15 protein-coding genes are annotated in these 14,636 nt (G+C 70.3%); 6 read left to right on the top strand and 9 right to left on the bottom strand.

Annotated elements, in window-relative coordinates; genetic code table 11:
- Nucleotides 1–58 precede the first annotated feature (58 nt).
- A complete protein-coding gene (locus SCNU_RS01225) occupies nt 59–298 on the top strand; it encodes a PspC domain-containing protein (RefSeq protein WP_009677523.1) in 240 nt (79 codons plus the stop codon).
- A gap of 217 nt (nt 299–515) precedes the next feature.
- Here SCNU_RS01225 and SCNU_RS01220 read toward each other — a convergent pair whose 3' ends face one another.
- From SCNU_RS01220 to SCNU_RS01210, 3 genes are all read right to left on the bottom strand, one after another.
- The gene (locus SCNU_RS01220) at nt 516–1,547 is read right to left on the bottom strand and encodes an ATP-dependent 6-phosphofructokinase (protein ID WP_009677522.1); all 1,032 of its coding nucleotides are present in this window, start codon (nt 1,545–1,547) and stop codon (nt 516–518) included.
- 103 nt (nt 1,548–1,650) lie between these two features.
- Entirely contained in the window at nt 1,651–2,292 is a 642-nt protein-coding gene (locus SCNU_RS01215) for a response regulator (protein WP_040517306.1), read from the bottom strand.
- A gap of 37 nt (nt 2,293–2,329) precedes the next feature.
- Nucleotides 2,330–3,601: a sensor histidine kinase gene (locus SCNU_RS01210; RefSeq protein WP_009677520.1), complete on the bottom strand. Its 1,272-nt coding sequence runs from the start codon at nt 3,599–3,601 to the stop codon at nt 2,330–2,332.
- A gap of 167 nt (nt 3,602–3,768) precedes the next feature.
- Here SCNU_RS01210 and SCNU_RS01205 point away from each other — a divergent pair, with 167 nt between their 5' ends.
- A complete protein-coding gene (locus SCNU_RS01205; RefSeq protein ID WP_009677519.1) occupies nt 3,769–4,404 on the top strand; it encodes a hypothetical protein in 636 nt (211 codons plus the stop codon).
- Nucleotides 4,401–5,645 carry an alpha/beta-hydrolase family protein gene (locus SCNU_RS01200; RefSeq protein WP_009677518.1) on the top strand — a complete coding sequence of 415 codons (1,245 nt, stop codon included), beginning with the start codon at nt 4,401–4,403 and terminating at the stop codon, nt 5,643–5,645. The genes SCNU_RS01205 and SCNU_RS01200 overlap by 4 nt, the downstream gene beginning before the upstream one ends.
- Here the strand turns inward: SCNU_RS01200 and gatA are convergent.
- A complete protein-coding gene (gatA, locus tag SCNU_RS01195; protein ID WP_009677517.1) occupies nt 5,615–7,102 on the bottom strand; it encodes an Asp-tRNA(Asn)/Glu-tRNA(Gln) amidotransferase subunit GatA in 1,488 nt (495 codons plus the stop codon). The two genes, SCNU_RS01200 and gatA, sit on opposite strands and share 31 nt — an antisense overlap.
- Nucleotides 7,103–7,104: 2 nt before the next feature.
- Complete coding sequence (gene gatC / locus SCNU_RS01190) at nt 7,105–7,416, bottom strand: Asp-tRNA(Asn)/Glu-tRNA(Gln) amidotransferase subunit GatC (protein ID WP_009677516.1); 312 nt, start codon at nt 7,414–7,416, stop codon at nt 7,105–7,107.
- A gap of 170 nt (nt 7,417–7,586) precedes the next feature.
- On the opposite strand from gatC, the gene SCNU_RS01185 reads away from it, so the two are divergent.
- On the top strand, nt 7,587–7,925 hold the full coding sequence (locus tag SCNU_RS01185; RefSeq protein WP_009677515.1) for a YbjQ family protein: 339 nt from the start codon (nt 7,587–7,589) through the stop codon (nt 7,923–7,925).
- Between the two features lie 4 nt (nt 7,926–7,929).
- A complete protein-coding gene (locus SCNU_RS01180; protein ID WP_009677514.1) occupies nt 7,930–8,640 on the top strand; it encodes an ACT domain-containing protein in 711 nt (236 codons plus the stop codon).
- Nucleotides 8,641–8,689: 49 nt separating this feature from the next.
- Here the strand turns inward: SCNU_RS01180 and ligA are convergent, their stop codons facing one another.
- Nucleotides 8,690–10,768, bottom strand: coding sequence for an NAD-dependent DNA ligase LigA (gene ligA / locus SCNU_RS01175; protein ID WP_009677513.1), 2,079 nt, complete (start codon nt 10,766–10,768; stop codon nt 8,690–8,692).
- Nucleotides 10,769–10,835: 67 nt separating this feature from the next.
- Here ligA and SCNU_RS01170 point away from each other — a divergent pair, with 67 nt between their 5' ends.
- Nucleotides 10,836–11,225 (top strand): MmcQ/YjbR family DNA-binding protein, encoded by a 390-nt coding sequence (locus tag SCNU_RS01170; protein ID WP_009677512.1) that lies wholly within the window; start codon nt 10,836–10,838, stop codon nt 11,223–11,225.
- Nucleotides 11,226–11,281: 56 nt separating this feature from the next.
- Here the strand turns inward: SCNU_RS01170 and SCNU_RS01165 are convergent, their stop codons facing one another.
- From SCNU_RS01165 to SCNU_RS01155, 3 genes are read right to left on the bottom strand one after another with little or no spacing between them, the layout of a single operon-like run.
- The gene (locus SCNU_RS01165; RefSeq protein ID WP_274378020.1) at nt 11,282–12,307 is read right to left on the bottom strand and encodes a methionine synthase; all 1,026 of its coding nucleotides are present in this window, start codon (nt 12,305–12,307) and stop codon (nt 11,282–11,284) included.
- A complete protein-coding gene (gene mnmA, locus SCNU_RS01160; RefSeq protein WP_009677510.1) occupies nt 12,304–13,392 on the bottom strand; it encodes a tRNA 2-thiouridine(34) synthase MnmA in 1,089 nt (362 codons plus the stop codon). The genes SCNU_RS01165 and mnmA overlap by 4 nt, the downstream gene beginning before the upstream one ends.
- Complete coding sequence (locus SCNU_RS01155) at nt 13,392–14,615, bottom strand: cysteine desulfurase family protein (protein ID WP_009677509.1); 1,224 nt, start codon at nt 14,613–14,615, stop codon at nt 13,392–13,394. Before SCNU_RS01155 ends, mnmA begins: the two co-directional genes overlap by 1 nt.
- Nucleotides 14,616–14,636: the final 21 nt, after the last annotated feature.

Below are 14,636 nucleotides of genomic sequence, written 5' to 3'. Positions count from 1 at the left end.
TTGGAGTCATGGGCCCTCGCCCGCACCGAGATCACCGCGAGCCACACAGGAGAACGCCATGACCGATCCCAGCATCCCCGGCGCCGACGGCGCGTACAACCCCGAACCGAGCCGGCCTTCGCGCCGCCTGACCCGGTCGAGTTCCGACAAGATGCTCGGCGGCGTGGCGGGCGGCATCGCCGAGTACTTCGGCGTCGACTCCACTTGGGTCCGCGTCGCGTTCGTCGCGTCGATCATCCTCCCCGGCCCCCAGGTGCTGCTGTACCTCCTGCTCTGGATCATCATCCCGAAGAGCTAGAGCCGGCCCCGGGCTGTTCGCTTGTGCCGTTGGTCGTGACCACATGGTGGTCACAGTCAACGGCACAAGCACTCCAGGCTCGCCTCAGGGTTGTCATCCGTCGATGTGCGGATCTCGATACGCCGCGGCTACTCGATCAGCCGGGGGCGGCAGGCGAGGCTGGGGCGGACCTTCGCACACACTCGTCGGGCACAGCCTTCCGAGACCCGTCGCGGCGTCAGCCGAAGATCGCGCGCGCGCCGCGGTAGTAGTCGAGGGGCACGGTCTTGGTGTGGCCCACGGCCTCGTGGAACGGGACTCGGACGATGTCGGTGCCGCGCAGCGCGACCATCTGGCCCCACTGACCGTCGGCGACGAGATCGCTGACCGCCTGACCGAAGCGGGTGCCGAGCACCCGGTCCCAGGCACTCGGCACGCCACCTCGCTGAATGTGCCCGAGTACCGTGGCCCGAGTCTCGATCCCCGTCTGCTCCTCGATGAGCGGCGCCAGGATCTCGGCGATGCCGCCGAGCCGAGGACGGTTGAATCCGTCCATCCCCTTGTGCGAGTGCGCCTCATCCATCTCGGGCAGTTTGAATCCCTCGGCCACCACGACCATCGGCGACCGGCCGCGGTCGCGCACGCTCAGCACCCACTCGCAGACCTGCTCCAGCGACTCCTGCTGTTCGGGGATCAGGATCGCGTGAGCGCCGGCCGCGACGCCGGAGTACATCGCGATCCAGCCGGCGTGTCTGCCCATCACCTCCAGCACCATGCAGCGCTTGTGCGAGTTGCCAGTGGTGCGCAGCCGATCGACGGCCTCGGTCGCGATCTCCACCGCGGTGTTGAAACCGAACGTGTAGTCGGTGGCCTGCAGATCGTTGTCGATGGTCTTCGGCACGCCGACCACCGGAATCCCGTCGCCCAGCAGACGGTTCGCGGCGGCCATGGTGCCGTCACCGCCGACCGCGATCACGCCGTCGACCCCGATCCGCTCCAGCGCCCGCTTGATGTTCTCCGGTCCCCCGTCGGGCTCGGTGTACGGTCCGAACCGACTGGTGCCGAGGATCGTTCCGCCCTGCTGTGAGATCCCGCGAACCACCGACCGGTCGAGGTCGATCGCCTCGCCGTACACCAGACCCCAGAAGCCGTCCTTGAAGCCCACGAACTCCTGATCGTGCACCGTCCGGCCCTGCAGGACCGTGCCGCGAATCACCGCGTTGAGGCCCGGACAGTCGCCACCGGAAGTCAGGATGCCGATTCGTGCCATCGATCACGGCCCTCTCGTCGGAAGTCGGGTTCGGTGTCAATCACAACACGAAACGCGGTATCCGGCAGGGCGTCAGCGACTTCCGCCGCCCCCGGTGACCGACCTACTTCAAGCCGTTCTCATACGCGAACACGACCGCCTGCGCGCGATCCCGCAGGCCGAGCTTCGTCAGCATGTTGCTGACGTGGGTCTTGACCGTCTGCTCCGAGACGAACAGTTCGTCGGCGATCTCCCCGTTCGACTTGCCGTCGGCGACGGTGAGCAGCACCTCGAGCTCGCGGGGCGTCAGCGATTCGGCGGCCGCGGTCGCCTTCCGCGTGGTCCGGGAGGTCACCTGCTCGATCAGCCGTTTGGTGACCGACGGTGCGAGCAGTGCGTCGCCGGCCGCGACCACCCGCACCGCGCGCACCAGTTCGTCGGCGGGCGCGTCCTTGAGCAGGAATCCCGACGCGCCGATGCGGAGTGCCGAATACACGTAGTCGTCGATGTCGAACGTGGTGAGCATCAAGACCTTGGTCGACGATCCGCTGGAGATGATCTGCTCGGCGGCCCACAGTCCGTCGCGTCGCGGCATGCGCACGTCCATCAGGACCACATCGGGTTTGAGGCGATGCACCTCGTCGACGGCGATCAGCCCGTCGGCCGCGTCGCCCAGGACGGTGATGTCGTCGGCGGCGCCCAGCAGTGCGGCGAATCCGGCGCGGACCATCGCCTGGTCGTCGGCGATCAGCACGGTTGTCGGCACGGAGCTCAGCCTAGACGACGCCTTCGACGCCGCCGCGTCACGCGACCGCTCGCGTCGCCGGACTGACCGGGAGGGAGGCGCGGACCGCGAAGCCGCCGCCGGGACGCGCTGCGGCCGTGAGACTTCCGCCGACCGCATGGGCGCGTTCGGTCATCCCGAGAATGCCGTGTCCGCCGCCGACCGTCGCTCCGACCGCCTGCGTCGGGACGCCGTTGACGATCTCGACGTCGAGCCGTCCCTCGTGCACCGGGTCGGCTTCGATCCGGACGGCGATCGCCGCGCCGGGCGCGTGCCGGGTGGCGTTCGTGACCGACTCCTGGACGATCCGGTACACCGCGGCGCCGACGGTCTGCGCGACCACCGTGTGATCGGCGGTGTCGGTCAGCTCGACGTCCACCCCCACCGCCTGCACGCCCTCGATCAGCTCGCTGAGGTCGCTGAGTCCCTGAACCGGAGCCAGCGCCACGGTATCCGCGTCGTCGCCGTGAGGACGGAGAACGCCGAGCAGTTGGCGGACCTCGTCGAGCGATTCCCTGGCGGCGTCGGCGATTCCGTCGAACTCCGCCTTCGCACCCGGACCGACCTCCTCCGCCTCGTCGGCCGCGGCGAGCCGGTAGGGAGCGGTCTGCGCCATCACCACGACCATCGACATCCGGTGCGCCACGATGTCGTGCAGGTCCCGGGCGATGCGCGATCGTTCGGCGAGCACCGCCTCGCGGGCGCGCAGCACCTCGGTCTCCTCGGTCTGCTCGGCGATCTCGCGCTGCGACCGCGCGCGGTATCGCAGGAAGGCGACGCCCATCCCGACGACGACCAGCGCGAAACTCCAGCCGACCGTCGCTTCGCGCGGCATGCCGAGGACGAACACACCGACCGTCGCCGCGACCACGACGGGCAGTCGGCGAAGCGGCTGCGTGCACAGTGCGGCGAAGGTCAGCGCGAGCAGCGGCAGGAAGAGCGGGATGGGGATCGGCCATTCCTGGTCCGAGGGGACGAACGTCGCGACTCCGGAGGTGAGGACCGCCGAGACCCAGCCGAACCGGACCGCCTCCTCACCGGCGAACACGAGGGCGATCCCGCCGCAGCCGAGGACCGCGAACACAGGGAGCAGAAACCCCGGCATGCGGGTGATCTGACCGAGGACCGGCCAGCAGACGGCGATCATCGACACCGCTGCCAAGGCGGCGAGCCAGTTCTGCCACCGCGACAGGTAACGGTGCAGCGCGGGGTCGCTGACCCGGTCGAGCGGGAGGCGGTCGTGCACGCGCTCGACGGAGCTGCGGACGGTGGCGACGGACGGGAACTTCATTCTTTCGACGATAGGTCGGCCCGCCGTCCCGGCGCCTCCCCCACGAGAGGGAGATCCGCCTGCTCCCGGAGGGTGAGGCAGGCCCGCCGGATCCCCCATCGGAACCGTGCGCAATACCGTCACTGCGGGCGATCCGCGCGGGCACGCCCGACTCATAGCGTTCGAGTATGCCCAAGAAATCCACTCTGACCAGCAACGAATCCGACGTTCGACATCACTTCCGCCGATGGTCCCTGAGGCTCCTCACCGGTGCGACGCTGGCCGTCGGGGTGTTCGGGCTGCTGCCGATCAGCTCGGCGCTGGCGACCACCGGACGGGTGTCCGCACCGACGCATCTGGCCACGCCGGCCGAGCGGGTGGTCGCCGACCTGGTCGGCGAGCACCCGTCGGACGCGCTCGGCGACCTGCCCGCCGACTTCGCCGCCCGGCTCGGCTACTCGCCGATCCTGGTCGACGGGCGCCCGGTGAATCCGCGCGGGGACTGCTCGTCGCCGATCCCGCTGCCGGACCGCTTCACCGACGCCTGCCGCGCGCACGACCTCGGCTACGACCTCCTGCGATACGCGGACACGACCGGCCGACCGGCGGGCACGTGGGCGCGGAACGCCCTCGACGACCGACTGATCGCCGACATGCACGCCACGTGCGACGATCCGTTCTGCCACGCAGCCGCCGAGACCGCACGCACCGGACTCGCCGTGAACACCTGGCGTCAGCGGTCCGGACCGCCGGTCCGGGAGACCAACGGCGACATCGCGACGAGCTATCTGGCGCGCACCGCGGAAACGTTGGGGCTGAAATGAGCCGCCTGCGGATCCGGCCGGCCGTCGCCGTCGGCGCCCTCGTCGGACGCCTGCTCGCCCTGGCCCCGGGAATGCTGCCGCAATCGGCGCTGATCGCGACCGTCGCCGGGGTGGTGCTGACGCTGGCCGGCATGGGGGTCGGCGCGCTGGTGGGCCAGGCCGTCGATCGATACCGGAATCGGGCGGCGCCCGCGGTGTCCGGGGCGTGGCTGGGCGCCGGTCTGCTGGTCAGCTCCGCCGTCTTGGGTTTCGCGGTCCGGCACGAACTGAGCGTGCGCGCGGCAGTCGGCGCGCCACCGGTCGGCACCGGGTGGGTACTGGCCGTCGGTCTGATCCCGATCGTGGCCGCGCTGGCCGTCGTGGTCGTGCCCGCACGGATCTGGGTCGGCGGGTCGTTGGCGAGCCTGGTCGCGGTCACCGCCCTCCACCTGCCCGCACCGGCGCAGGCGTCCGGCCCGGACGTCCCGGACAGTCGGGCGATGATCTACGGACCACTCACCGAGTCCGGCACGTTCGATCAGCGTGCCGACCGGCTGACGGCGCGCTGGAGCGCCGACGGCGGCCTCGACCAGCGGGCCGTGGTGATCGCCGTGCCCACCGGATCGGGATGGGTGGACGCCGGCGCGGTCGACGGCTTCGTCCGCCACTTCGACGGTTCGGTCCGGGTGCTCGCACTGCAGTACGACGACGTCGCGTCGTGGCGCGCGTTCGTCTCCTCCCCGGATCACGCAGGCGACAGCGCGACGGCGCTGCTCGCGAGCGTCGAACGCCGCCTCGCGACGGTTCCGCCGGATCGACGACCGCGGGTGTACCTCGCCGGGCAGAGTCTGGGCGCCGTCGGTGCCGACGCCGCCCGCCGGTGGGCGAACGCCTCGGGCGTCGATCTCGCGGGCACGGTGCTGGCCGGCCCGCCCGCGGGCACCGTCGAGGACGTGCGGTCGTGTGAACGCCGCGTGGTGCTGGCCAACGCCGACGACCCGGTTCCCGCGTTCCGTCCCGCACTGCTGTGGCGTCCCGTCACTCGCATCGCCGGAGACGACGGCGACCGGCAGCGGGCAGATGCGCTGCCGTGGCTGCCGGTCGCGTCGATGGTCGGAACCGTGCTCGATCTGGCCGGGTCGCTGAAGGTGCCGACGGGCCACGGACACCGCTACGGCGTCGAGCAGGGCCTGGCCGTCGCGAGCATGCCGTCGGGCTGTGCCGGGCCGGCTCAGCCGATGGGGCCGCGGGCCGCCTCGTAGGCCGCACCGATGCGGTACAGCCGGTCGTCGGCGAGCGCGGGCGCCATGATCTGCAGACCGACGGGCAGGCCGTCGTCGCTCGCGAGGCCCGACGGCACCGACATCGCGGCGGTGCCCGCCAGGTTCACCGGCAGCGTGCACAGGTCGAACAGGTACATCGACAGCGGATCGTCGACCTTCTCGCCGAGCTTGAACGGCGTGGTCGGCGTCGTCGGCGAGATCAGCACGTCGACGTCCTGGTACGCCTTGGCGAAGTCGCCGGCGATCAGGGTGCGGACCTTCTGCGCCTGACCGTAGAACGCGTCGTAGTAGCCCGAGCTCAACGCATAGGTGCCGATCATGATGCGGCGCTTGACCTCCGGGCCGAAGCCGGCGTCACGCGTGAGCGCCATGACCTCGTCGGCACTGTGGGTGCCGTCGTCGCCGACGCGGAGCCCGTACCGCATCGCGTCGAAGCGCGCGAGGTTGCTCGAGACCTCCGACGGGAGGATCAGGTAGTAAGCGCCGAGCGCATAGGAGAAGTGCGGGCAGTCCACCTCGACGATGGTCGCGCCGAGATCCGTCAACTGCTTGCACGCCGACTGGAACGACTCGAGTACGCCCGCCTGGTAGCCCTCGCCCTGCAACTGCTTGACGACGCCGATCCGCACGCCGGTCAGATCACCTGCGGCGCCCGCGCGCGCCGCCCCGACCACGTCCGGGATCGCCACGTCGATCGACGTGGAGTCGCGCGGATCGTGGCCCGCGATCACCTCGTGCAGGAGCGCGGTGTCCAGGACGGTACGACCGCACGGGCCGCCCTGATCGAGCGACGACGCGCAGGCCACCAGTCCGTAGCGGGACACCGTGCCGTAGGTCGGCTTGACGCCGACGGTCGCGGTCACCGACGCGGGCTGCCGGATGGAGCCGCCGGTGTCCGTGCCGATGGCCAGCGGCGCCTGATACGAGGCGAGTGCGGCGGCGCTGCCGCCGCCCGAGCCGCCGGGGATGCGCGTGGTGTCCCACGGGTTCCGGGTCACCTGGTACGCCGAGTTCTCGGTCGACGAACCCATCGCGAACTCGTCCATGTTGGTCTTGCCGAGAATCGGAATGCCCGCGGCGCGGAGCTTGGCCGTGACGGTCGCGTCGTAAGGCGAGACCCAGCCCTCGAGGATCTTGGAGCCGCACGTGGTCGGCGCGTCGACGGTGGTGAAGACGTCCTTGAGCGCGATCGGCACGCCGGCGAGCGCGGACGGAGCGTCGCCGGCCGCGATGGCGTCGTCGGCGGCCTGCGCCGCTGCGAGCGCCTCATCGGACCCGACATGCAGGAAGGCGCCCAGCTCGCCGTCGATCTCGGCGATCCGGTCCAGATGCGCGCGGGTGACCTCGACCGAGGACAGCTCGCGCGCGGCGATCTTGCCTGCCAGGTCGGCCGCGGACAGGCCGGTGATGTCAGTGGCGGTGCGGGTGTCGCTCACGCTCACTCCTCTCCCAGGATCTGGGGAACGGCGAAGCGTTCCTGTTCGACGGCGGGCGCCCCGGAGAGCGCCTCCGCTGCGGTGAGGCTGGGCACGACGACGTCTTCGCGCAGCACGTCGCGCAGGTCGGCCGGGTGCGCGGTCGGCGGAACGTCGTCGGCTGCGACCTCGGAGATCTGCGCGACATGACTCAGGATCTTCTCGAGCTGCGACGAGTAGGTGTCGAGTTCGGCGTCGTCGAGCGCCAGGCGGGACAACCGCGCCAGATGCGCGACCTCGTCCCGGCTGATCGCCGGCTGGGAATCGGTGGACATCGTCGACCTCTCGCTCGCGCTCACATCACGGCGCACCGCGGGAGCTCTTGGACAGTGGGTTTCGGTTACCAGGATATGCGGCCGGTCCCGGCCGGGCCCGGGCAGGGACCGTGCACCGGCCGAATGATCCTGGAGTGGCTCGCCCGTACCGCACCACGTAGCTTGGACGCATGATCATCGTCACCACAAACGAACTGCCGGGCTACCGTATCGAGCACGTGTTCGGCGAGGTCTTCGGCCTCACGGTTCGATCCCGTCACATCGGCTCCAACATCGGAGCGAGCCTGAAATCAATCGGCGGTGGCGAGCTCAAGGGCATCACCCAGTTGCTGCACGAGGCGCGCCACGAGGCGCTCAGCCGATTGGCCGCCGAAGCCCAGAGCAAGGGCGCCAACGCCGTGCTCGCCTTCCGTTTCGAGACCAACGAGTACGCCGGTTCCGGCGGCGTCGAGGTGTGCGCGTACGGCACGGCCGTCGGCGTCCGTCCCTTCGATCAGCAGCCTCGCTGACCCGGTGTCGTACCTGCTGCGCGTTCTCCTGAACGACCGCCCCGGCAGTCTCGGCATGCTCGCCGTGCAGCTCGGTGCGGTCGGCGCGGACATCCGCTCGCTCGAAGTGATCGAACGCGGCGAGGGCTATGCCGTCGACGATCTGGTGGTGGACCTCCCCGCGGGTGCGCTGCCGGACACGCTGATCACCGCTGCCGAGAAGGTGGCGGGCGTCCACGTCGATTCCCTGCGACCGCACGCGGGCGTGCTCGACACGCACCAGGAGCTGGAGCTGATCGACCTCGTCGCCGCGGGCGGCGACGACCGGCTGCAGATCCTCGCCGATTACGCACCCCGAGTGCTCCGGGTCTCGTGGGCGACGATCGTCTCGCGGCCGGGCTCGGACGTGCTGCGACTGTACGCGAGTTCGGGCGCGCCCGAGAGCCCGCTGCAGACGGCCGACTGGCTGCCGCTCGACGGACCGGTCGCGTTCGACTCGGACGCCGACTGGCTCCCCGAGTCGTGGCGGGAGATGGACACGAGCGTCGCCGCCGCCCCGCTCGGCGACGGCGGCAAAGCCCTGCTGCTGGGGCGGATCGGCGGTCCGGAGTTCCGGCCCGCCGAGGTCGCACGACTCGGCTACCTGGCAGGCATCATCGGCACCCTGTCGACCAAGAAGCCGAAGAAGAGTTCGGCGGGCAAGCGCTCGTCGGACGAGCATCGGCCCGCCGAGTAGCTCGCGGACCGGAGCCGACGGCGACGCCCCGAACCGGCCGTCGAGCCGATCAGTCCTCGGTGGGCGTCGCCCCGGCCACGGCCCCGGTCGCGAGCAGTTCCTTGAACCCGTCCTCGTCGAGAATCGGCACGCCCAACTGCTCGGCCTTGTCCGCCTTGCTGCCCGCGGCCTCGCCGACGACGACATAGTCGGTCTTCTTCGAGACGGATCCGGACGCCTTGCCGCCCCGCGAGATGATCGCCTCCTTGGCGCCGTCGCGCGAGAAGTCGACCAGCGAGCCGGTCACCACGATGGTCTTGCCTTCCAATGTCCGTTCGATCGAGTCGTCGCGCTCGTCGGCCATCGAGACTCCGGCCGCTCGCCACTTCGCGACGATCTCCCGGTGCCAGTCCACCGCGAACCAGTCGTGCACGCTGGCCGCGCGCGTGGGCCCCAACCCGTCGACCTGCGCCAGGTCCTCCACCGACGCGGCCTGGATCGCCTCGAGATCGCCGAACGCGGTGGCCAGGGCCCGCGCGGGGGTCGGACCGACGTGTCGGATCGACAGCGCGACGATCACCCGCCACAGCGGGACGTGCTTGGCCTTGTCGAGATTGTCGAGGAATCGCTTGCCGTTGGCCGACAGCGCTCCCGCCTTGGTGGTGTACAGGTCGGTCTTGATCAGATCGTCGGCCGTGAGGGAGAACAGGTCGCCCTCGTCGGCGAGCACACCGCTCGACAGAAGCGCTTGAGCCCCTTCGTATCCGAGCGCCTCGATGTCGAACGCGCCGCGGCCCGCGAGGTAGAACAGCCGCTCGCGCAGCTGTCCCGGGCACGACCGCTGGTTCGGGCAGCGGATGTCCTTGTCCCCCTCCTTCGCCGGCGCGAGCTCGGTTCCGCACTCGGGGCAATTGGTCGGCATCACGAACTCACGCTCGGTGCCGTCGCGCAGTTCGACGACCGGTCCGAGGACCTCGGGGATCACGTCGCCCGCCTTGCGGATGGTGATGGTGTCGCCGATCAGCACGCCCTTGCGCTTCACTTCGAACGCGTTGTGCAGCGTCGCCCGCGCGACCGTCGAGCCCGCGACCAACACCGGTTCCATCAGTGCCCACGGTGTCACCCGACCCGTGCGGCCGACACCGACCATGATGTCGAGCAGCTTGGTGGTGACCTCCTCGGGCGGGTACTTGTAGGCGATCGCCCAGCGCGGCGCACGTGAGGTGGCGCCGAGCCTGCGCTGCTGTGAGACATCGTCGACTTTGACCACCAGACCGTCGATCTCGTGCTCCACCGAGTGGCGGTTCTCACCCCAGTAATCGATGGTCTTCACGATCTCGCCCGCCCCGGTGACCTTCCGGGTGTGCTTCGAGACGGGCAGCCCCCACTCGCCGAGCGCGAGGTACGCGTCGTGCAACGATTCCGGGCGCCATCCCTCGATCTTGCCGATGCCGTGGCAGATCATCCGCAGGTGCCGCTTGGCGGTGATCTGCGGGTTCTTCTGGCGCAGTGAGCCCGCGGCCGAGTTCCGCGGGTTCGCGAACGGCGCCTTCCCGTCCTCCACCAGAGAGGCGTTCAGGTTCTGGAAGTCCTCCACGCGGAAGAAGACCTCACCGCGGACTTCGAGCAGCGCCGGGACCGGCCGCACGGCGTCGTCGAGCACATGCGGAACGTCGGTGATCGTCCGCGCGTTGAGGGTCACGTCCTCGCCGGTACGACCGTCGCCGCGGGTCACCCCGCGCACCAGCTTGCCGTTCTCGTACACCAATGCCAGCGCGACGCCGTCGATCTTGAGCTCGCACAGGAACTCCGTGCCCGCGCCGATCTCGGCCTCGGTACGCGAAACCCACGTGCGCATCTCGTCGTGGTCGAAGACGTTGTCGAGGGACATCATCCGCTCGAGGTGATCGACCGAGGTGAAATCCGTCGAGAAGCCGCCGCCGACGAGCTTGGTCGGTGAATCGGCGACCGCGAGTTCGGGATGCTCGTCCTCGAGTGCCTGCAGCCTGCGCAACAGGGTGTCGAACTCACCGTCGCTGATGACCGGCGCATCCTGTACGTAGTAGCGGAACTGGTGTCCCCGCACCTCTTCCGCGAGCAGTGCCCACTCGCGCGCCCAGTCGGTACCCGATCCGTCAGCCTCAGTCACGCGTTCAGATTAGCGGAGTGCTCCGACAATCCGGCGGCCCGGAAAGCCCGCCACTACGCTTACCGGCATGCCGCATCCGATCATGTTCTCCGACGACGACCCGATGCTGGTGCGACTGCGAACGCTCGCCCTCGGACTGCCGGAGACGACCGAGAAGATCGCGCACGGCAGGCCCACGTTCCGCTGCGGGAAGATGTTCGCGATGTACGGCGGTGGAGAGAAGGGCACCAAGGTCCGCCACGACCAGGCGCTGCTGTTCATTCCCGATCCGGCCGAGCGCGAGGCCCTCGTCCAGGACGACCGCTTCTTCGTCCCCGCGTACGTCGGCGCGTACGGATGGCTCGGCATCGACCTCGCGGCCGACTCCGACTGGGATGAGATCGCCGAACTGCTGGACGCCGGCTTCCGCCAGATCGCGCCCAAGCGCGTGATCAACGAACTGGATTCTCGTATTTGAATCCCCGAATCCGCGTGTTTCAGCGTTTCGAGCGAAGACTCGACGCTATCGGGGATTCAATTACCGAAGTCCGGATCGGCGGCCAGTCCGGAGGCGACCTCCGAGGCCAGGGTCAGTGCTCGGGCGGCCCACGCAGGCGTCGCCGATGCGAGTCCGCACGTCGGCGTCACCAACAGGTTGTCGCGCAGGATCCGACGCGGAAGCCCGATGCGGTCCACGGTCTCGGTCAGTCGCCCGGCGAGCGACTCGGCGTCCACCGGTCCGGGCGGCTCGGCGGTCGGGATCAGTCCGGCAGCCAGGACGCCACCGCTGTCGATGAACGCGCCGAGAGCGTCGTAGTCGCGGTCGGGACGCAGCCCGGTCACATCGAGCGACAGGGCGACTCGTTCGAGCCTGCCGGTCAGGTCCCAGCGCGGCCGACCGCACGAGTGCAGGAGCACCGGGACGCCGAGCGCGTCGATCATCTGCTGGAGCAGTTCCGCAGCGTCGGGGGCCGCGACGGGCCGGATCGGGTCGAGCCGCGTCAGCGGGGTGACCGTACCGTCGATGACCCGGCCGACGTCCGGTTCGTCGAGTTGCACCACCACGCGTGCGCCGAGTCGTCGCCGCACCTCGGCGATGTGGTTCCGCAGTCCTTCGGTGAGCGAGGCCGCCACATCGCGGACCGCGCCGCGGTCCTTCACGATCTTGTGTCCGCCGCGCAGTTCGACGTTGGCCGCGAAGGTCAGCGGCCCGCAGGCCTGCACCTTGACCACCCCGGTGCCGGTGAGTCCGGTGGTCTCCCAGTGCTCTTCGAGAGCGTCGAGATCCCATCGGAGCCAGTCCGCGGCCCTGCGCGTCGTGGTGTTCGGATGGTCGGCGAGGCGATACGCCCGGTGCACCATGTCGACCGGCAGCTCCACGAGCAGAGCGCCGGTCCGCCCGATCATGTCCGCGCCGACGCCTCGCGCGGGGAGCTCGGGAAGGAACGGCAGATCCAGTTCACCCGCGGCCACCCGGATCGCCTCGCGCGGCTGCGTGCCGGGCATCGAACCGATTCCGGTGCCGACTCCGGTGGGGAGACCGGGCTCGATGTCGCTCACTCCGAGCCGGTGATCCGGCCGCACCCGATCACCTGATCGCCGGCCGCATCCGGAACGTAGAGCACCGCCGCTTGACCGCGAGCGACGCCGCGCAGCGGTTCGCGCAGATCGATCTGGATACCCGGTCCGTCGGGCGTGTCGACGGGAGTCGCGACCGCCTGCGCCAGCCCGCCGTGGGCGCGTACCTGGACGATGCACTCCACAGGCCCCTCGGGCGTCCGGCCGGAGGTCCACACGGCCCGATTCGCACTGATCGAGGTGACCTCGAGATCGGCCGCGGTGCCGACGGTGACGGTGCCGCTGTCGGGATCGATGCCGGTCACGTAGCGCGGATGGCCGTCGGCAGCCGGCGCCTCGATACCGAGGCCCTTCCGCTGACCGATGGTGAAGCCGTGGACGCCGTCGTGCTCAGCGAGGGTGTCACCGGTCGCGCCGTCGACCACGGCACCCGGCCGGACACCGATCCGCGCGCCGAGGAAGGCCCGCGTGTCGCCGGTCGGAATGAAGCAGATGTCGTGCGAGTCGGGCTTGTTCGCGACCGCCAGCCCCCGCCGCTCCGCCTCCTCGCGGATCCGCGGCTTCGGGGTGTCGCCGACGGGGAACATCGCGCGCGACAGCTGCTGGTGGTCGAGAACGGCCAGGACATACGACTGGTCCTTGTCCGCGTCGACCGCGCGGCGCAGCTCACCGTCGGCGAGCCGGGCGTAATGCCCGGTCACCAGCGCGTCGAAGCCGAGCGCGACCGCCCGCTCAGCCAACGCCGAGAACTTGATCTTCTCGTTGCACGACAGGCAGGGGTTGGGTGTCTCGCCCGCCGCGTAGGCCGCGACGAACTCGTCGATCACGTCCTCCTTGAACCGATCGGCGAAGTCCCACACGTAGAAAGGGATGCCGAGCAGGTCCGCTGCGCGTCGCGCATCGTCGGCGTCCTCCCGCGAGCAGCAGCCGCGCGAGCCGGTCCGCAGCGCGCCGGGCGCGGTCGACAACGCCAGGTGAACACCGACGACCTCGTGCCCGGCCTCAACCGCCCGGGCGGCCGCGACCGCCGAATCGACGCCTCCACTCATGGCTGCGAGTACTCGCATCAGTGCACACCTCCTGCTCGTGCGCCGGTCGCCGAGAGGAGCCCGGCGGCCCGGGCCCGCTCGACGACCTCGCCGATGACGCCTGCGACGACGTCGATGTCGTGATCTGTGTTCGTCGCCCCCAGCGAGAACCGGAGGGAGCCGCGGGCCGTCGCGGTGTCCAGTCCCATCGCCAGCAGGACGTGGCTGGCGGCGGCGACGCCCGCGGTGCACGCCGAACCGGTGGAGCATTCGACGCCCTTGGCGTCGAGCAGCATGAGCAGCGAATCGCCCTCGCATCCGGCCAGTGACACGTGCAGCAGTCCGGGCAGGGCGAGGGATCGGTCGACGGGGAGCGCTCCGTTGACGCGGACCCCCTCGATCGCACCGAGCACCCCGGCGAGTCGGTCGCGCAGCGCTCCGACCCGGCGTGCCTCTTCCTCACGCTCGCCGACGGCCACGCGCAGGGCGGCGGCCATGCCCGCGGCGGAGGCGACGTCGGGGGTGCCCGACCGGAGATCGCGTTCGTGTCCCCCGCCGTGCAGGAGCGGAACGCACGACACGTCGCGACCGATCACCAGCACGCCGGCGCCCTGCGGACCGCCGAACTTGTGCGCCGCGACCGACATCGCGGACAGACCGCTCGCCGCGAAGTCGACGGGCAGATGACCGACGGCCGCCACCGCGTCGGAGTGCACCGGAACGCCGGCCTCCGCGCCCAGCCGGGCGATCTCGGCGATCGGCTGCACGCTGCCGACTTCGTTGTTCGCCCACATCACCGAGACCAGAGCGATCTCACCGGCGTGCTCCTCGAGCGCGGCGCGGACCGACTCCGGCCGGACGAAACCGTCGGCGTCGACCGGGAGAACGATCAGTTCGGCCCCGGCCTCGTCGGCGAGCCACTGCGCCGGATCCAGCACGGCGTGGTGTTCGACCGCGGAGATGATGATCTTGCGGCGACGCCGGTCCTCACAGCGCCGCGCAGCGAAGATGCCCTTCAGCGCCAGGTTGTCGGACTCCGTGCCGCCGCCGGTGAAGATCACCTCGGACGGTCGTGCGCCGAGGTCGCGGGCGATCGACTCGCGCGACTCCTCGAGCGTGCGGCGCGCGGCTCGGCCCGAACCGTGCAGCGACGACGCGTTCCCCGGATGGGTCCACGCGGCGGTCATCGCCGCGGCGGCTTCGGGGACCAGCGCGGTGGACGCGGCGTTGTCGAGATAGACGGCGGAATGCGGCGAGGACATGACGTACCCAGGATAGCCGCG

It is taken from the genome of Gordonia neofelifaecis NRRL B-59395, from assembly GCF_000192435.1.
GTDB lineage: Bacteria > Actinomycetota > Actinomycetes > Mycobacteriales > Mycobacteriaceae > Gordonia > Gordonia neofelifaecis.
The sequence above is the reverse complement of the archived record's forward strand: the minus strand, read 5'-3'. Positions and strand labels throughout refer to the sequence as shown.